The sequence below is a fragment of the Rhodococcus sp. OS5 genome (assembly GCF_056837585.1).
In genome coordinates this window covers 6,046,087-6,063,702 of sequence record NZ_CM166368.1, presented here as the reverse complement: position 1 = coordinate 6,063,702, position 17,616 = coordinate 6,046,087, and the positions used below count along the sequence as shown (strand labels likewise).

The following is a 17,616-nucleotide window of genomic DNA, read 5'->3' as shown; positions in this document are numbered from 1 at the left end:
CTACCGATCGTGAGCAGAGCGATCGGAGGGTTCGGCCGCGGGGGAAGCCGGCCACGCAACGCCCAACGCGCGCATGATGAACGGGACGGTGGTCGCTACGACGGCGTCCACTCGGTCGCCGGCCATGAGCATCGGGCGTCGGCTTTCCACGCAGGCGAGGATGAGTTGCGCGGATGCGGCAGCATCGGAATCGACAAAGACACCGGCGTCGACACCTTCCTGGACGACCTGTTCGACCAGAACCGACAGCGGGACAATATGTTCGAGGAAACTTTCGCGATCCTGCGCTGACAACAATTCGACCAACGCGATTCCTGTGAATCGTTGCAGTGAGAACTCGACGAGTGTCAGTTTGACGAGGATTTCGAGTCGGTCCACAGGATTCTCGCGGTCCGCGAGTTCACGCTCGGCCAGGAGTAGGAATCTGTCCATCTCGCGTGTGGACCAGGCGAGCAGCAACGCGGATTTGTCGGGGAAGTAGTTGTACACCGCTGTCCGCGAGACGCCGGCCGCCTGGGCCACCGTCTGCAGCTTCACGTTTTGCCAGCCTTGCTCGTGAAGTTCGCGAATGAATGCGTCCAACATGGCTTCTCGGGTGGCGATTTTGTGCTCTGCGGTCGTCGCACCACCGGTCAACTTCGGCATGGTCGATCCTCCTGGGTCTGATTCACGGTCACGGGGAGGTCGAACAGGTCCGCAACAAGGCGCGGATCACCTTGCCACATCGAGACGGGTGCGAGCATCATCTGCTGCGCGATCGAGCGTACGGATCGGCAGACCTCTTGTTCTTCGGCGAGTGTGAGCGTCGTGCGTTTGCGCAATCGCTCCATCTCCGCGGCAGTGAGATCAGTGATCCATTCCTCAGCTGCAAGCGAGAGGGGTGAATCCGGTGTCACGACCGATCCAACTCGGCACTGGAGAACCGCGAAGTCATCACGGACAGCGTGATGACGGCGACGACCGAGACGGCGTGTGCCGCCGCCAGCCAGAGCGACTCGGGTGCATGTTTGTGAAGGGTGGGCGCCATCAGCATGGCCATGAGGAGGGCGAGACTCGACAACATCGCGGGACCGTTGGGGCGGCCGACAAGCAGGCCGACCAGAAGAACGAGCGCGACGACGCTGCACGCCACATCTACAGGCGGGTACGTGGCCGGAACGATTCCGCTGACAGTGTCGCTGAAGTTCAGCCCGATCGACACCAACTGTGCGAGACCTGTCGCGCCGGCCAACCAGGCCGTCCAACGCAGTCCGTGGAGTCCGGCTTTCCGAATGCCGGTCAGGGTTCCTTCGGCGGATTCCCACGCTTCGGACGTCGGTGTTGTCACGGTTACTCCTTTTTATGACGAGGTGTCGTCATAAAGTAGCAGTGCGCGATCGCGAGATTCTTGCCGGTAGGTGACTGGCCTGCTTCGAAGGGATAGCGTCGAAGTACCGGCCGAAATGACAATCGCGGGGAGGTGGCTCGATGACGACCTCTGCCCACACGGATCGGCCCTCGTCGAAACAGAGTTGGTTGGCGCGCGCAGCCTTCGCGGCCCTGGTTCTTGCAGTCGCGGTGCTCCTGATCTTCGCCGGACTGAAAGCCTTGACCATGCTGATCCTGGGGATCGGTGGGGTGGTCGTGTGCGTCGTGGCCGTGTACTGGTTTCTGACCACCCGCGGATTCCTCCGCTGGATCTCGTTGGCGGTGGTGGTACTGACCCCGATCGTGGTGCTCACGTTCCTGGTCCGAGAACGACTCCTGTGGGTGGTGCTGCTCGCGATCGGGTTGTTCGTGGTAGCCGGTATCTGCGCTCGCACCGCCTTGGCGGGGGAGGAGAAGGAATTGCCGGTTGTCGAGCGACCGGCACCGCCGCCCGTCAAGCCGTTCTTCGTGATGAACCCGAACTCCGGTGGTGGCAAGGTCGAGAAGTTCGACTTGAAACGCAAGGCCGAGGAACTGGGGGCCACGGTCGCACTGCTCGAGGGGCCCGAGAAGATCGACGTGACGGCCTTGGCCAGGCAGGCGGTCGCGGACGGCGCCGACCTACTCGGTGTGGCCGGTGGCGACGGAACACAGGCACTGGTTGCTGCTGTCGCGGCCGAACACGACCTGCCCTTCCTCGTCGTCAGCGCGGGAACGCGCAACCACTTCGCCGCGGATCTGGGGCTCGATCTCGAGGATCCATCTCGGTGCCTCGACGCGCTCGTCGACGGCGTCGAGGTCACGGTGGATCTGGGAAATGTCGGCGGTCGAACTTTCGTCAACAACGCATCGTTCGGGGCGTACGCCGAGGTAGTCCAGAGTCCGGAGTACCGCGATGCCAAGACCAGCACCTTCTTGCAGATGCTCCCGGATCTCCTCGCCGGACGTGCCGGAGCGGTGCTGACCGCGCGCTCCCCGAGCGTGTCCGCGGTGGGTCCACAGGCTGTGCTGGTCAGCAACGGCCCGTACGAGATGAACGACCTGGCGGGGCTCGGTCATCGGCCGCGATTGGACAGGGGCACTCTCGGAATCGTCGCGATCTCCGTCAGCAGTGCCCGTCAGGCCATCGGGTTGCTCCATAGGGCGCATCAACACGGTCTGGCTCAGGGCACCGGATTCGAGGTGATCGTCGACGCCGACACCGACGAGATTCCGGTCGGCGTCGACGGCGAGGCGCTGGTGATGCCAACTCCGGTCAGATGCACGGTCAGTCCGCAGGCGCTGAGGGTCAGAGTCCCCCGAGATCGACCGGGTATCCGTCGCCCCCGGCACGCCTGGGATCTGGTCCGGTTGCGAGAGTTGGCGAAGTTCAGGAGATCCGGCGCATGACCTGACCGACGGCCAGAACTCCCTGTGGATCATGCGTGTCCGCCAAAGCGCTCAGCCAGTGAGCGGTGTCCTCGTCGTAGGTGCGGGCGATCTTCTCCGGGTCGACGCTCGGCGCGAAGTTGGGCAGTGCATGCCCGTTCGTCCATGGCGCCATCGTTCGTCCGAGAGTCTCGGCGTGCGGGACTACCGCGTCGACCATCGGTGGGGCAAGAACTCCGACGGTGAACAGCGAGAAGGCAGCGTCACGATGGCAGAAGGCGCTGCGGTGCTCAGGTTCCCGTGCGAGGGCGCCCCCGAGGAGACGTAATTCGACGACGGTTTGGGGTGAACCGGATCCGGGGCCGGCAGCGGCGAGCAGTGCGTCGACGGCCTCGTGTGACAGCTCGTTGGTCAATGCCGTGGATTCGTGCGTCGGCATCGGGTCGACGGGATCGGCGTGCACTGCCCCGAGGGCGGCATAAGGCAGCACACCGACTGCGTCGATCAAGGGTGTTGCGATTGAACGGATTCGGTCGATCAGTGACTTGGCATCGGATTCCTCGGCAAGACTTGCGAATCTGACCGCGACTGTGAGCCTGCCGGCCAGCGGCGGCGGAACCTGTGGAAGGGGTGGAAGTTGCAGAAAGGCAAGAGAGGTCGAGCTGTGCTCAGGCAGGTCGGCGCCCCAGTCCAGCCAGGCGTGCGCGACCGCGCTTGCATCTGCGCCGTCGAAATAGAGTGCACCGCCGTAGAAGTGGGTGACAGGTAGTAGGTCGATCTCGATGGCTGTGACAATGCCCAGTGTGGCCTTGCCGCCGCGTAGCCCCCAGAACAATTCGGCATGTTCGTCGGGGGTGACATGAATGAGTTCGCCACTGCCGGTGACGATGTCGAACGAACGAACGTGATCCGACGACAGCCCGTACGTGCGCACCAACGGGCCGATGCCGGCGCCGGTGAGGAAGCCGGCGACTCCGACAGTGGGTGAAGAACCGGCCAGTGGCGCCAAGCCGTGGGGTGCGGCAGCGTCGATGACGTCCTGCCAGATCAAGCCCGCGCCGATTCGGGCAGTGCGGTTTTCGGGGTCGACGACGCACTCCGTGAGCCTGCCGGTGTGGACGAGGAGAACGTCACTGCCGAGAGGGACCGCGCCGTGGCCGGTGCGCTGAACACCGACGCGCAGACCCAACTTCGCCGCGAATCGCACAGTTGCGGCAATGTCTTGCGCGCTCTCGACTGCCACCACCGCGCCAGGCGCGACGGGAACCGCTGCATTCCACGGAATCGCCAACTCGTATCCCGTTTCGCCAGGCAGGGAAACGGAGCCGGTCACCTCTGCGCGCAGTGATTCGACCGCGGCGTCGAGCGTGGGGGTTTGAAGGTTCATGGTCTTCCTTTCCTCATCCGTCTTTCGGTCAAGGGAAGGATGTCCGAACAGGCTTGGGTGGTTCTTGACGTATGTATCCCAAGCGGATCCAAGTTTTATCCAAGCGCATTCTCGCAGTTCAGGGCCATGTCGATCGCGCTCGTTCAGCTACGCCCCGCATGCCGAGTGTCTCCGATTCGGCCGCCACTTCCGTCAGCTCCCGTTCACGTTCGGCGGACGGCTCTCGAAGCAGCGCCCGAAGCAGTCGACAGCGCAGCAGTGTTGGTGCTCCACCGGAGCCAGTTGCGATCTTCTCGGCCTGATCCAGGAGAGTCGATGCCTGCTCGACGTGACCGAGAAGCGCGTGCAGCCGAGCGGAGGCTTCGGCGACCGAGCCCAGTTCACCGACATGGCCCACCGTTGCGATGCAGCCGGTGTGTGGCGAGAGAAGTTCGATGAAGGTGTCGGCGTATTCGACCAGTTCCAGATCTGCCACGACGCGTGCAAGTAGTGTCTGGTGTCCCAATGTCGTCCACGTCTGTGGCCCGCGATTGATCAGCCACTTCTTGATGCCGTCGGAAGTGGCCTCGCGCTCGCCTCGGGCGGCGTCGATGGCGATGGTCCACGAATCAGGTTCCACGACACCGGGATCAGATTCGGCCAACGCACCTCGCTCCCATTCCAGAGTGTTGAACGCCAGATCTGCGCTGCCAGCCGTGTACAACTCCGTTTGCAGATGGATCTGCCTGGCCGTCTCGTACTGCCGGCGGGCTTGCGCGAAGTCTCCGTACCATTCGGCGAGAGTTGCTTCCATCCAGCGTAATTGGACTCGAACCACCGGGAGTCTCAGTAGCTCGCAGCCGATGATCCCCTGCCTGACGTGTTTGACGGCAGCATCGACATTGGCCAGATTCATCTCCGTCATGCTCGCGACGGCGTGTGCGACGACGCTGTCGACACGCGATTGTTGGTGCGGCAGTTCGAAAAGCTCGCGCAGTAGGCGCATGGACTCCGCGCTGTGCACCGCGACTCCGGAGAAAAGCAGAATCCGTCCGAGCAGCGCGTCCGCGATCACATCCGGATCGTCGAGTTCGCGGGCGATGTCGAGAGCACGGGCGCTCCATCGATTCGGGATCTCGGCTTCGGGGTGGTAGCAACTTCCCACCGCCAGCGCAGCAAGAACCCGTGCGTGAGCTGACCTGTCGTTCTCGACCAAGGGCTCGACCGCCGCGAGCCGTTCGAGCAGTGGTCCCGGATCGGTACCGTAGGAAACCCACGGCCACGCACCGGCGGCCCGAAGTAATGCGCCTGCCAATCGTCCGACGGCGGAGGTTCGCCCCTCCCGAACAGCCTCGAGGAGACCGGCATTGACGACGTCGAGAACTGTCTGCCCTCGACCTGCGCGGGCGAGGGCCTCGACTCTGGCCACCAGCAGGTCGTCCCGATCGTCAGCGGATTGCTGGGACACCGGAAGTAAGTCGAACGCGCGGACAGCTGCCTCCCACCACTCGGCCGCGGTCTCCGAACTCCACCGATCGGTCGCATCCTGAGCTGCAGCCGTGCATGCCTCCAGAACGACGAGTGGATCGACCAGGGGAAGTGCCGACATCAGATGTTGCGCGCGGCGGCTCAGCCGGTCCGGATCGGAGGAATTTTCGAGCACTTCGGCAACTCGGGCATGTATCCGCTGGCGACGAAGCGTGGGTATCGCTTCGAGGACTTCGTCTCGGAGAAGGCCGTGAGCAAAGACGTAACCGCCGTTTGTCGAGTCCGCGACGATGATTCGTTCATCAGCAGCCGCGTCGAGATGGTCGGCGAGAGTGTCGACATCGAGACGGGTGGCTGCGGCCAGTGTGTACACCTCGATGGCGTCGCCGATAACTGCGGCAACCCGAAGAGCGTGCAACACTGCCGGTTCCACTGCGGCAAGCCGTCGACCGAGGACAGATCGAACGGCGACGGGGATGCCGTCGCCCAGTCGCTCGTTCCGGGGAAGCCTGGCGTACTCCGAGACGAACAGCGGGTTGCCGCCGGTTCGTTCCGCCAGGGTTCGCGCCTCCGCGTCGTCGAGCGTGTCCCCGGAGACGCACCTTGCGAGTGTTGCAACCTCGCCCTGCGCGAGCGCCGGCACAATCATGGTTCGGTTTCCTTCGCCGTGGAGTACGGCTTCTTCGAACTTGCGCACTGCCGGCCCGACTTCCGAGTCTCGGAGCGTCGACACGAACCAGACTCTGGCACTGGTCATTGCGCCGACCAGGTAGGTCAGGCAACGAAGGGACGTGGGATCGGCCCATTGAATGTCGTCGATGACGACGGTCAACAGTGCATCTTTCGCCGCAGCTTCGATGGTGGTGCGAACCCGTTCGTAGACGGCAAATCTCGCTTCGTCCGGATCGATGTCCGTCGGCGGCGTCAGTACGAAATCGGTGTCGGCTCCGAGTTCCCGAACCAGTCGGCGGATCGGCCACCACGGCGGCGTTCCGTCGTCCTCCGGGCAATGTGCCCAGACGGTGGCTCCTCGAATGGACGTTGTTCTCGACGAACACTCCTCGGCGAATCGTGTCTTGCCGATGCCGGCGGGGCCGGTCAAGATCAACCAGCGAGGTGAGCCACGGCGAACGTCGTCGAGCATCTTGTCGGCGACAATCGTCTGAGCGTCGCGCCCGACGAACAAGCGTGAGGAATCCGTCTCGGGCATCGCTGCTACGGCTGGGGGAGAAGCCGGGACCGACACTTGTTCGGCCCCCGTCCATCCCGGAGTGCGCGGCCAGGCGGCCAGGCCGGGTTCGTGGCGCAGGATCGCGCCTTGCAATGCTGTCAGCTCCCCGCCGGGCTCCAGTCCCAGCTCGGCGTCGAGCCGAGACGCGTGTAATCGAAACTGTTCCAACGCTTCCGGTGACCTGCCCGCCCGATGCAGGGCAACCATTCGCAGCCAGCAGGTCCGGTCGCGGAACGGGTACTCGCCACAGAGTTGAGCAGCTTCGACCAGCGCGGGTGCCAGGCGCCCGAGAGCCAGAAGCGCCGTTATCCGGGTCTCCCGGCACTCGGTCCGCACTTCCTCGAAGGCTGCGGCTTCCACCTCCACCCAGTGCGCGTCGTTCAGGTCGTCCAGAAGCTGCCCCCGGACCGAGGCGAGGGCACGGTCAGCGGTCGTCAAAGCCTCCTGCCACCGTTCGTTCTCAGCGTGTTGTCGCGCCGTTTCGGCGTCGTCGAGAAACACCGACAGATCGACGTCTGCCGGAGCGACCTCGAGGACATAGCCAGGCGATTGACGCACTATCGGTGACGCCGTACCGGTTTCGACGCGTAGCGCTCGGCGCAGGTTGGAGATATACGCCTGGATGCTTGCCATCGCACTCGCCGGTGCGTCGTCGTGCCAGAGAGCATCGATCAGCCGGTCGGTGGAGACGACGCGACCACGGTTGAGCAGTAGAACGGCAAGGACCGTTCGTTGTTTTCGAGGGCCCAGATCGATCACGTCGCTCGTCGCCGGACCCCGTGCGACCTCCAACGGCCCGAGCAGTCGATAGATCATCCGTTTCCCCTCGTACCTGCGGACGCAGGACGGTTCGATTCTAAGGAGCGAAATTCATACATGCAGGACAAAACGGTCAACTAGTTCTCGTCAACATCTGCTCGGATTCCTCGGAAAGAGTCTGGTTGACGCCGGTAGTGCGCAGCGTCGCCGCACAGACCAACGCACCGAGAGCTGCGATGAAGGCTGCGACAAACAGTGCCAACCGAAGTCCACCGACAAAGTCGTCCGGTGATCCGCCGGGCAGCATCGACTGCGCCGGAAGGAAGGCGCCGAGCACGGCAACCCCGACTGCGATGCCGGTCTGCCGGAACGCGTCGTTGATCCCTGCGGCCAATCCGGAATGGTTCGAAGTGCTTTCGCCCAGAACCAACCCACTCATGACGGGGTTGAACACCCCGGCCCCCACGCACGCGACAACAAATCCGGGAAGTATCGCGTACGGCGAACTGGTCACGTCGACGACGGTCATCATGACCAGCCCCACCGAGACGAGTAGAAGCGAGCACGTCAACGAGACCGAGACGGGGATGCGCCCGTCCAATTTCGCGGTGGCGCCCGCGACGACGAACATCGCTATCGTCGCCGGTAGATACACCAGGCCGGCGTCCACGGGAGACAGATGCAGCACGTTCTGCAGGTAGATGGTCGTGTAGACGAACACCGCGAACATGGAGGCGGAGATCGAGAACGCTGCGACCTGCGCTCCGGCGAAGGCCCGATTGGCGAGCAGATGCGGGGGCAGCATGGGCTCGGTGGTACGAAGCTCGTGCAGGGAGAAACCGATCATGGCGGCCGCGGCGATCACCGCGGCGATCATCGGCTGCGGCTCGAACCACCCATCCTCGTTACCGCGTAACAAACCGAACACCAGAGCTGCCAGGCCGGTGGACACCAGAATCTGCCCGGGCACGTCCGCGCGGCGAGGTCGAGGATCGCGTGACTCGGGAACCCACCGCACCGTCATCGCCAGTGTGATCAACCCGATCGGAACGTTGATCAAAAAGATTGCGCGCCAATCCAACAACTCGGTGAGCAACCCGCCCACCAGTGGGCCGACGGCAAACGCGCCCCCGATCGTGGCGCCGTATGCAGCCAGAGCAGTCGCGCGCTGGGGACCCTTCTCGAACACGTCCGCCAGCAAGGCAAGTGAGCAGGCGAAGAGTACGGCACCGCCGATACCCTGAGCGGCCCGCGCGAGGTCGAGCACCCAGATGTTCGGCGCCAGAGCGCAGAACAGAGATGCCGTGGTGAACCACAGAATGCCGATGATGAAAACATGGCGTCGACCCCGTCGGTCTGCCCACGATCCGGCGCTGAGAACCACCGTCGCCAATGCCAGCGTGTACGCGTCGATCACCCATTGCAGGGCGCTGACTCCGGTATCGAGATCGAATGCGATCGACGGCAGGGCGGTGTTGACGACGGCGATGTCGAGCATGAGCATTGCGGTGCTCACGCATACTGCCAGCAAAGTGGCTCGTCGTACTGCGGTGTTCTTCGGGGTGATCGGTGCGGTCATGGCCCGTCCTGATGGTCGAAGGGGTGTGTACTCGGAACACCCTGCGCTCCGACGCTTGGGACATATCGGGCGAAATGCTTGGAACCCGCCTGGTTGATAACTGCCGTGTTACTCGGAATCCGTCACCACCTGCTCGGTCGAATACGCACTCTCCCAACGGTTAATCTCTGGTCATGGAGACCAGCCAGTGGGTGCGACGGGTGTTGGTGGTGGAAGACCAACCACTGATGCGTGCGCTCGTCGGTGACACGCTCACACACTCAGGGTTCGTGGTCCATACGGCCGGATCGGCGGTCGAAGCGCTCACGGAGTTCGACGGATTCGATCCTGACCTCTTGGTCACGGACATCGACCTTGGCGTGCGGCCGAACGGCGTCGATCTCGCGAACATCGTCACCGTGAAGGCTCCGCATTGCGCGATCGTGTTCCTGACGAACTACCCCAACGCATCGACAGCGCCAGGTTCTGCGGGTGTGCCGCCGAAATCGCTGTTCGTGGACAAGGCGGCTGTCCAGTCGGCGGATCAGTTGATCGGCGTAGTGGAGGCCGCGTTGACGGAAACCTAGCCACCGGCGCTCGGGAGTGATCCGGACTCCGCCTTGTCGAGCCTCACCAGATCACAGCTCGATCTTCTGCGTTACATCTCGCTCGGGTGGTCGAACAGCGCAATCGCAGCGCATCGTGGGTCCTCGATCCGAGGTGTGGAGAAGCTCATCGCGCGCACTCTCGAGAGCCTGGGATTGACGCACGATTCGTCCACCAATCCGCGAGTGCTTGCTGCGAGTATCTTCATCCGCCATTTCGGTGTGCCCGAAGTGACCGACTCGGTGTGAACCCGCGCGAGTGGTGGCTTCGTCTCGGTGATCGGAACATCGTCACCAAGTGGTCCTGGATTCTGACGCTGCCGTTCGCGGTGACCGTGATGGCCAACTACTACCTGTGTACCGGGGTGCGCGAAGTAGGCGTGATGGCAGTCGGCGCCTTCGCGACCCACTGCGTTGTCGGGGTGATGCTGCTGATGGCGAGGGCTGTTCTTGCAGCACACCGATCGCAGCTCGCAGCCCTGGCCCTGTTCGCAATGATCGGCGCGATCCGCCCGTTCGTCCTCGACGCGATCACCCGCTCGCTCGAACTCCCCGTCGACCCCAGACCGATGCTCGTCCGGGTGGGACTCAACGTCGTGTGCAGCGTTGTCTTCTTGTCGTTGACCGCCGTACTGGTAAGCGCTCTCCGTGACCGCCTCGCGCTGCAACGGAGTTTGAAGGTTGCCGGGGCCGCCGTCCAACTCCAACAGACCCGAGATCGATTCCGCCTCGACCAAACCCGTGCGCAGTGTCGGCGAGAGCTCGAGCGCAGTATCGAGACAGTCATGCACGCGGTTGCTGAAACGGAACTCGAGGGAGTACGAGGAGCAGCGCTCTTGAAGCGAATCTCCGACGACGTGGTTCGCCCGATGAGTCATCGACTGTTCCGGGAGATTCCCCCGATCGAATCACCGACGCCGACTGTGCGGCTGACGGCGAGAGATCGACTGATCGGCGTCGTACGCAGCGTTGAACCGGCGCCACTGTACGTACCGGTGTTCGCGTACACGGCACTGGTGACCGTCTACCTGCTCACGACTTACGGCGTGACGTTCACGGCGGTCCAGCTCGGCGTCGGTTTCTGGCTCTTCGTCGGTGGCAATGCGTGCGCTCGCCGAGTTGTCAGCAGCGGAGACGGCCCTCTGAGACGGATCGCGACTCTTTCTGCGGTGTACTGCTCGAGTGCGTTGATCAGCAGTACCGCGACGTGGCTGCTCCTGACGGTGTTCGGCCGTACCCCGACTTTCTATCTCTCGTCGATGGCCGTCTACCCGTTGGTTGCGCTGTCCGTCTGTCTGATCAGGGCTGCGGATACGCAGCGTCAGGACGAGGAGCGTCAACTCCGCAGCGCCCTGAGCCGGCAAGCGCTCGATGCAGCTCGTATCCATGCCGAGCTCATGCACACCCGACGCGGACTGGCCAGGTTGTTGCACTCGTCGGTGCAGGGCGAACTCGTAGCGGCCGCATGGTCTTCGGGCGCCGTTGCCGGTCGCCCAGTCGATGTTGCGGCAACCATTGCCCACATTCTCGACGGCTTGGAAAGCGACCTGTCTGCGTCATCCGATCAGCCGGCTGACTCCGATGCCCGAAAGCGTATCGATGATCTTGTCACGGTGTGGCGCTACGCAATTCCGGTCGTCAGTCACGTCGACGACGAAGTCTGGGCGGTGATCGGTTCCGGCTCCGCTCGGCTCGGCAGCGTGGTGGAGATCCTGTCGGAGGGACTGACCAACGCCGTGAAACACGGTGCAGGAGGGCCCGTCTTCCTCGAGGTGACACTCGCCGATGCTCGGGCGGTAGTAGTGCGGATCAGTTCGCCGGGTCGGATGCCGGTGGCACGGGACTCAGGGATCGGGCTTGAATCGCTCGCCGGTACGGTAACGTCCCTCGAACTTGTCGAAGAGGAAGACCGGGTGGTCCTCACAGCCGTGCTTCTGTGACACCGTGAGTGGCGATGTCGTGGAGGCCGAACGTTTCGCCAATGGCCGGATTGGCCGCTTGTACGGTCGCAGAAATGGAATCGATTACTGCGCAGCTCATTCCACTCGCCACCGGCGTCGTCATCAGCCCGATTCCTCTGGTTGCGATCATCGCGATCCTGCTGTCCACTCGGGCGAAGGCAAATGCATTCGCGTACACCGCGAGCATCGTGCTGGCCGCGGCAGCGATCACAGCAGCGACGGCACTCTCGACCACCGGAGTGGAATCGAAGTCCAGCGGCAGCGCGCATACCGTCCAGACGGTGTTCGCCGTCGTGTTCACTGTCGGTTTTCTGGCGCTCGCGTACTCGAGTTGGCGTGGCCGTCCGAAAGACGATGCCGAGCCGGCGATGCCGTCGTGGCTGGCGCAGATCGACTCGATGCAACCGGGCAAAGCTGCGGTCCTGGGACTGTTGTTGACCGTACCCAACGCGAAGAACCTGCCGCTCGAACTCAAGGCAGGTTCGATCATCGGTGGCGGGCACCTCGGCTGGGTATCAGTGATCGCGTATTCCGTCCTGTTCGCGGTAGGGGCGTCCATCGCTTTGATCGTGCTGTCAGCATTGGCTGCCGTGCCCTCGGCGAAGGTGACCGATGCACTGAGCGCCACCAAAAGCACTCTGATCCGCCACAATGCAGCAATCATGACCGTTTTGTTCCTGATGCTGGCAGCATTGGAACTCTCGCACGTTGTCGAAGCCCTGTCGAAGTAGCAACTTGTTTTCGAGGAGAAATCGAATGACGATCACACCCAGCGAAGCGCCGGTAGTCGAGACAACGTACGGGCCGGTTCGAGGATCGACGGAAGGCTCGGTGTCGAGTTGGAAGGGGATTCGTTACGCGGCACCTCCGGTCGGTCCGCTGCGATTTCGCGCGCCGGTTCCGCCGAAGCCCTGGACCGAGGTCCAGGACGCAACAGAATTCGGGCCGTGTGAGCCGCAAAGTCGACTCGCGATGATCCCGCTCGGTGAGAACGTTCCGATGGACGAAGACTGCCTGTTCGTCAACGTGTGGGCACCGGGCGCCGTCGGTTCTGATGCGCCGGGTAAACCGGTGATGGTCTGGATTCACGGCGGAGCGTATTTCCGCGGAGCGTCCAGCCAACCACTTTTCGACGCAACCACATTGGCTGAGAACGGCGACGTTGTCGTCGTCTCGATCAACTACCGCATCGGTGTGTTCGGCTTCGTCGATTTCTCGTCCTTCAATTCGAGTGAACATACCTTCGAGCCCAATGTCGCTCTCCGCGACATGATTGCAGCGCTGCAATGGGTTCAAGGCAACATCGCGGCTTTCGGTGGCGATCCCGACAAAGTGACGTTGTTCGGCGAGTCGGCAGGTGGCGGCGCGGTGACGACGCTGATGACCGTCCCGTCCGCTCGCGGCCTGTTTCATCGCGCTATTGCCGAAAGTTCGCCCGCCACTTCGGTGTACGGTAGTGAACGTGGTGAGATCGTCGCGAAGCTGTTTCTCGAGATCTTCAGCGGCGGAAGCGATCTGGGTCTGTTGCGGTCCACGTCTGCCGAAGACTTGATCGGGCCGTCAGACGAACTGTTTGCTCGCGTCCCCCAGGAGACGCCTGGCACTTTGGCGTTCGCGCCGATCGTCGACGGTGATCTGCTCCCTGACTACCCGGTGCGCGCGTTCCGTCACGGCAATGCACACCCGATTCCGCTGATCATCGGAACCAACAAGGACGAATCTTCGCTCTTCCGGATGATGAAGTCGCCGTTGATGCCGATCGATCCCGTCGTGATCACGTCGATGTTCGCGGAGATCGCCGACGAGCATCCAGGACTCGAGCTACCGGATCATTCTCAAATCGAAGGCGCGTATTCGGGACTGTCCAAGCTGGGCGCCGGTCTCGGTTTGACCCGTGATTTCGGATTCCGGCTGCCTACGTTGTGGATCGCCGAAGCGCACAGCAAGGTTGCGCCGACGTGGTTGTATCGCTTCGACTACGCGCCGCCGATGCTCAAGGCGCTGAAGATCGGTGCGACCCACGGCACCGAACTTGCCTACGTCTTCGGCAACATCAACCACGGGGCACGAGACATTACCTACAAGTTGGGTGGCTTGAGCGCGGCGCGTCATGTCTCTGAGCGCCTGCAGGCGAGGTGGTTGGACTTTGCCAGAGCTGCAGGCGATTACGACGCCGGGGACGATCGCGAACTGGGTGCGGACCCGGGGTGGCCCACTTACGACACCGACACACGCTCGACACTGTTGATCGACAAACGCGATGCCGTCGTCGCTGATCTCGACCGCGAGATCTGGGAGGCGTGGGGTGAGACGGTGATTGCATTCACCTGACGGTTCAGCCCTGCTCCAATTCGGCCAGGTAGTGCGAGACGGGTCCCACGGTGAGCATTCCGCTTCCGGCGCCGGCTATTTCGGCGGCGGCAGGTAGGAGCGCCGCTCGCGCACGCTCCTTGACTCGATGGTCGCCGACTGCAGTGGCCGCTGCGGCAGTCAAGCACCACAGTGCCTCGGAGAGTAGGTCTTCGGGCGGGTCCGGCAATGCCTCGACGGCCTTCGCTGCTTCGTTCGTCTGCCCCTGTGCGATGAGCAGGTGTGGCCGGGCCCAGGGTTCGTAGGGGCCCCACTGCGTAGTCGGGTCGAAAACCGCCGGCAGTCCCCGCCATACGCGGAGGGCGAGAATTGCGAGAGGGAGTATGCCGTCCGCGAGACCCGGCATGCCGGCATCGGAAAGATTGACCGCCGCAGCTTCGTACAGCTTCTCGCAGTGCGCGGCCTCCGCGCCGGCAGCGGCAGTACGCATAGCGCGAAACCAGGTGGTGAACACCGCTGCCAACGGGCGTTCGTGACGTCCGGCCAATCGATCAACCGTCTCGGCATGTAGCTCGGCTGCATCGAATTGCCCAAGGGCGCTGAGGGTTTGCATGCGGATCAGATGGCCGAGGATCTCGAAGGTAGCCAGGCCGTGTCGAATGGCGAGGTCGACCAGTTCACGGCCGATGTCGTCGCGCTCGGAGGCCAGACCGTTAGTCCAGAACGTCTGCATGAACAATCCGTTCAGAGCGAAGGCTAGGAGCCCTGGATCGTCGAGAGCGCGACCGATCTGTACTGCGGCACGGGCACATTCGAGACCGTGATGACCGGGCAGTCCGCGCGATTCGAGTGCGATTGTCGCCAACAGTCTCGCCCGAGCGGGTTCGTTGCCGGCCGGAAGTCGATCGAGAGTGCGCTGAGCGGCCTCGACGATCTGCGTAGCCTGCCGAGGATCGTCGGATCGCGTCCAGATCCCGGGCACGTCGTAATTGCCGATGATCCGCGCGGTGAGTTCGACGTCGTCCAATTGTTCAGCGGCGCCGATGATTGTCAGTCGTTGGTTTCGGGCAGTCTCGAGTCCGCTTCCGCCCGCAACTGCCAAACTTCGGAGGAGGCCGACGGTTGACTCCAGTCTCGATTTCGATCCTGCCGCTACGGTCCGGTCGTACGCTGCCGAAACCTGACTGAAGATCTGTTCTGCCCCTACAGGATCCAGGCGGGTTTCCCGGCGGAGAATGTCGGACTCGAGGTCGTTCAGTCGTGGACCAGGGTCGATGCCCAACTCTTCGGCGAGTAACTTCCGTGCGCGACGTAGGACTGCCAGAGCATCGCCTTGACGATCGGACCGGTACAGCGCCAGAGCGAGTAGTCGCCAACCCTCCTCGCGCCAAGGGTGTTCCGTCACGTGAGCATCCAGATCGGGAATCGCTTCGGCAGCTCGCCCGAGATCGAGCTGCGCGGATGCCAAGCGTTCGACGGCAGCCAGACGCAGTTCCTCCAAGCGTGATCGCTCCGTTCGGGCCCAAGGCTCGTCGGCGAACTCCGCGTAGGCCGGCCCTCTCCACAGCTGCAGCGCGGTTCGGAGCAGTTCGAGTGATTTTGCCGGCGTCGAATCCGCGGCTTCTCGCACCAGTCTTTCGAATTCCCAAGCGTCGACCGCGTCGGGTGCTGCATGAAAGGCGTAACCGGGCCCTTCGGTGACAATGACTTTCGGCTTCTTTCGCGGCGCGCGATCCGGTTCGAGCGCACGTCTCAAAGCGGAAACGAACGTACGTATTGCGCTGGTAGCGCCGGACGGAGGATCGACCCAGAGGTCGTCGACAATCACGTCCACGGGAACAACACGTCCGCGGGCGACGACGAGACGAGCGAGGACCGCTCGGTGTCGTGGACCCTTCAGATCGATCTGGTGTGAAGACTCGTTCCACGCGACCACGGGTCCGAGCACTCCGTAAGCCGGGGCTTCAAATGTGTGGTCTCGCATTTCCCCACGCTATCGCGCTCATCGAACGCTCATCGACTGCGGCGAAGCTGATTGCCATCACCCCGACCTGCCATCACCCCGACCTGCCATCACCCCGACTAACGAGAGCGATCGATGACTATCACCATTCCAGGCTTCGACTACCAGCAGATTTCCACAGCAGACGGAGTGCGGCTCAACGTCGCGGTCGGCGGAAGCGGAACACCACTCGTCCTTCTGCACGGCTTCCCTCAGACTCACCTCATGTGGCGTCACGTAGCCACTGCCTTGGCGTCGGATCACTCCGTCATCTGCCCGGATCTACGCGGATACGGAGCCAGCGACAAACCGGTCGAGGAAAACCCGGACACCTACTCCAAACGAACAATGGCTGCCGACATCGTCGAGGTGGCCAGGAAATTGGGACACGAGAAGTTCGCCCTCGTCGGCCACGATCGTGGCGCACTGGTTGCCGTCAGAGCGGGGCTGGATCATCCGGATGCGATCACGCAACTCGGCTCGCTGGACGTGCTCCCCACCCTGGATATGTGGGACATCCTGCATGGATCGAATGCTGCTGTGGCGTTCCATCTCTATCTCATGGCTCAGCCACCTGGTCTTCCCGAGCAGATGATCAGCGCCAGCGCCGATGCGTTCTTCGAGTACTTTCTCGACGTGTGGACGCAGAACCGCGAAGCGATTCCGGTAGACGTGCGGGCGGAATACCTGCGCGCCTCACGGGAGGCGGTGCCGTCGATCGTTGCCGATTACCGGGCGTCGGCAGGCATCGACATCGAACACGATCAGTCCGATCGGGAGGCGGGCAACCAACTGCACATGCCGGTCACGGTCATTCAGCAGGACTGGGGCTCGATGCTCGGCTACGACGCCGAGGCCCTGTGGAAAGCGTGGGCGCCCGATCTCGAGCACCGCACGCTGTCCGCAGGTCACTTCATGGCAGAAGAGGCGCCTGCCGAAGTGGTCGAGGCGATCCGGACCCTACTCGAGAGGTAGTTTTGACGCTTCTCGGCTGTCGATGGTACTGGCGAGCGCATCACGTGCGTCGCGAATGGACGAGGGGGATCGATGGGTTTCTCGCTGCACTTCATGCGGGTGACGAAGGACGTGCAACTCGATGTTGATCGGGCGGCGGTCGCCGCTTTCCTCGATCAGCACGGGCTGCGCGTGGTCGAGAGCCCGTACGGAGGCGAGATCGTCGACCGTGACGACAGGGCATTGACGATCGACGGGGCCTTCTCCGACCTTCATCTCGACTCGCTCGAGCAGAGCGATCCACTCAGTGGTGGAATCTTCCACGCGACGCTGTCGCCTGCCGAGTGCGCGTTCGTCTACGACCTCTGCTCGGCGGCTGGGTTCCTGATCGTCAACCCCCAGGGTGACCCGACGTTTCTCGTTCCCCAGCGCAATCACGAGCCCGACGACGTTTCCGAGTTGGAGGACGTCGTCTGGGTCGACAGCGCCGAGGAACTGGCGCGGGCGCTCACCGGTGGTTTCCAGCGTTCCGCGAGTTTCGGGACCGCGTGACAGGACGAGCCGCCGGTGCCGAATGATCGGGGCCCCGTCGGGTCGACGAAGGTCG

15 protein-coding genes are annotated in these 17,616 nt (G+C 63.2%); 8 read left to right on the top strand and 7 right to left on the bottom strand.

From position 1 onward, the window contains the following. Genes ACVZUB_RS28375 through ACVZUB_RS28365 form a run of 3 tightly spaced genes read right to left on the bottom strand, consistent with a single transcriptional unit; the run spans position 1 to position 1,327 of the window. Positions 1 to 645, bottom strand: coding sequence for a TetR/AcrR family transcriptional regulator (locus ACVZUB_RS28375; protein WP_064075089.1), 645 nt, complete (start codon positions 643 to 645; stop codon positions 1 to 3). Further along, positions 633 to 896 (bottom strand): hypothetical protein, encoded by a 264-nt coding sequence (locus ACVZUB_RS28370; RefSeq protein WP_482627981.1) that lies wholly within the window; start codon positions 894 to 896, stop codon positions 633 to 635. The genes ACVZUB_RS28375 and ACVZUB_RS28370 overlap by 13 nt, the downstream gene beginning before the upstream one ends. Beyond that, positions 893 to 1,327: a hypothetical protein gene (locus ACVZUB_RS28365; protein WP_234552366.1), complete on the bottom strand. Its 435-nt coding sequence runs from the start codon at positions 1,325 to 1,327 to the stop codon at positions 893 to 895. Before ACVZUB_RS28365 ends, ACVZUB_RS28370 begins: the two co-directional genes overlap by 4 nt. Before the next feature lie 140 nt (positions 1,328 to 1,467). Here ACVZUB_RS28365 and ACVZUB_RS28360 point away from each other — a divergent pair, with 140 nt between their 5' ends. After that, positions 1,468 to 2,796 (top strand): diacylglycerol/lipid kinase family protein, encoded by a 1,329-nt coding sequence (locus ACVZUB_RS28360; protein WP_136471008.1) that lies wholly within the window; start codon positions 1,468 to 1,470, stop codon positions 2,794 to 2,796. Here ACVZUB_RS28360 and ACVZUB_RS28355 read toward each other — a convergent pair. The 3 genes from ACVZUB_RS28355 to ACVZUB_RS28345 form a co-directional block, all read right to left on the bottom strand. Next, a complete protein-coding gene (locus tag ACVZUB_RS28355) occupies positions 2,777 to 4,162 on the bottom strand; it encodes an FAD-binding oxidoreductase (RefSeq protein WP_064075087.1) in 1,386 nt (461 codons plus the stop codon). The genes ACVZUB_RS28360 and ACVZUB_RS28355 overlap by 20 nt on opposite strands. A 118-nt stretch (positions 4,163 to 4,280) precedes the next feature. Beyond that, positions 4,281 to 7,676, bottom strand: coding sequence for an ATP-binding protein (locus ACVZUB_RS28350; RefSeq protein ID WP_482627980.1), 3,396 nt, complete (start codon positions 7,674 to 7,676; stop codon positions 4,281 to 4,283). A gap of 76 nt (positions 7,677 to 7,752) precedes the next feature. Further along, the gene (locus tag ACVZUB_RS28345; protein WP_482627979.1) at positions 7,753 to 9,198 is read right to left on the bottom strand and encodes an MFS transporter; all 1,446 of its coding nucleotides are present in this window, start codon (positions 9,196 to 9,198) and stop codon (positions 7,753 to 7,755) included. Between the two features lie 173 nt (positions 9,199 to 9,371). Here ACVZUB_RS28345 and ACVZUB_RS28340 point away from each other — a divergent pair, with 173 nt between their 5' ends. From ACVZUB_RS28340 to ACVZUB_RS28320, 5 genes are all read left to right on the top strand, one after another. After that, a complete protein-coding gene (locus ACVZUB_RS28340) occupies positions 9,372 to 9,764 on the top strand; it encodes a response regulator (RefSeq protein ID WP_482627978.1) in 393 nt (130 codons plus the stop codon). 33 nt (positions 9,765 to 9,797) lie between these two features. Beyond that, positions 9,798 to 10,031: a helix-turn-helix domain-containing protein gene (locus tag ACVZUB_RS28335; protein ID WP_482627977.1), complete on the top strand. Its 234-nt coding sequence runs from the start codon at positions 9,798 to 9,800 to the stop codon at positions 10,029 to 10,031. Then, positions 10,028 to 11,722 carry a sensor histidine kinase gene (locus ACVZUB_RS28330; protein WP_482627976.1) on the top strand — a complete coding sequence of 565 codons (1,695 nt, stop codon included), beginning with the start codon at positions 10,028 to 10,030 and terminating at the stop codon, positions 11,720 to 11,722. The genes ACVZUB_RS28335 and ACVZUB_RS28330 overlap by 4 nt, the downstream gene beginning before the upstream one ends. A gap of 74 nt (positions 11,723 to 11,796) precedes the next feature. Further along, positions 11,797 to 12,474, top strand: a complete 678-nt coding sequence (locus ACVZUB_RS28325) for a GAP family protein (protein WP_168798812.1) — start codon at positions 11,797 to 11,799, stop codon at positions 12,472 to 12,474. Between the two features lie 25 nt (positions 12,475 to 12,499). After that, positions 12,500 to 14,074 carry a carboxylesterase/lipase family protein gene (locus ACVZUB_RS28320; RefSeq protein ID WP_482627975.1) on the top strand — a complete coding sequence of 525 codons (1,575 nt, stop codon included), beginning with the start codon at positions 12,500 to 12,502 and terminating at the stop codon, positions 14,072 to 14,074. A gap of 4 nt (positions 14,075 to 14,078) precedes the next feature. On the opposite strand, the gene ACVZUB_RS28315 is transcribed toward ACVZUB_RS28320, so the two are convergent. After that, positions 14,079 to 16,037 carry an AfsR/SARP family transcriptional regulator gene (locus tag ACVZUB_RS28315; protein ID WP_482627974.1) on the bottom strand — a complete coding sequence of 653 codons (1,959 nt, stop codon included), beginning with the start codon at positions 16,035 to 16,037 and terminating at the stop codon, positions 14,079 to 14,081. Positions 16,038 to 16,151: 114 nt separating this feature from the next. Between ACVZUB_RS28315 and ACVZUB_RS28310 the strand changes: the two genes are divergently transcribed. Then, positions 16,152 to 17,030, top strand: coding sequence for an alpha/beta fold hydrolase (locus ACVZUB_RS28310; protein WP_482627973.1), 879 nt, complete (start codon positions 16,152 to 16,154; stop codon positions 17,028 to 17,030). 72 nt (positions 17,031 to 17,102) lie between these two features. Next, complete coding sequence (locus ACVZUB_RS28305) at positions 17,103 to 17,561, top strand: hypothetical protein (protein WP_482627972.1); 459 nt, start codon at positions 17,103 to 17,105, stop codon at positions 17,559 to 17,561. Positions 17,562 to 17,616: the final 55 nt, after the last annotated feature.

Bases quoted from the DNA above. Each gene is read 5' to 3' on its own strand.
- ACVZUB_RS28375 (WP_064075089.1), bottom strand. From the start codon at position 645: ATGCCGAAGTTGACCGGTGGTGCGACGACCGCAGAGCACAAAATCGCC.
- ACVZUB_RS28360 (WP_136471008.1), top strand. From the start codon at position 1,468: ATGACGACCTCTGCCCACACGGATCGGCCCTCGTCGAAACAGAGTTGG.
- ACVZUB_RS28355 (WP_064075087.1), bottom strand. From the start codon at position 4,162: ATGAACCTTCAAACCCCCACGCTCGACGCCGCGGTCGAATCACTGCGC.
- ACVZUB_RS28350 (WP_482627980.1), bottom strand. From the start codon at position 7,676: ATGATCTATCGACTGCTCGGGCCGTTGGAGGTCGCACGGGGTCCGGCG.
- ACVZUB_RS28345 (WP_482627979.1), bottom strand. From the start codon at position 9,198: ATGACCGCACCGATCACCCCGAAGAACACCGCAGTACGACGAGCCACT.
- ACVZUB_RS28340 (WP_482627978.1), top strand. From the start codon at position 9,372: ATGGAGACCAGCCAGTGGGTGCGACGGGTGTTGGTGGTGGAAGACCAA.
- ACVZUB_RS28325 (WP_168798812.1), top strand. From the start codon at position 11,797: ATGGAATCGATTACTGCGCAGCTCATTCCACTCGCCACCGGCGTCGTC.
- ACVZUB_RS28320 (WP_482627975.1), top strand. From the start codon at position 12,500: ATGACGATCACACCCAGCGAAGCGCCGGTAGTCGAGACAACGTACGGG.
- ACVZUB_RS28315 (WP_482627974.1), bottom strand. From the start codon at position 16,037: ATGCGAGACCACACATTTGAAGCCCCGGCTTACGGAGTGCTCGGACCC.
- ACVZUB_RS28310 (WP_482627973.1), top strand. From the start codon at position 16,152: ATGACTATCACCATTCCAGGCTTCGACTACCAGCAGATTTCCACAGCA.
- ACVZUB_RS28305 (WP_482627972.1), top strand. From the start codon at position 17,103: ATGGGTTTCTCGCTGCACTTCATGCGGGTGACGAAGGACGTGCAACTC.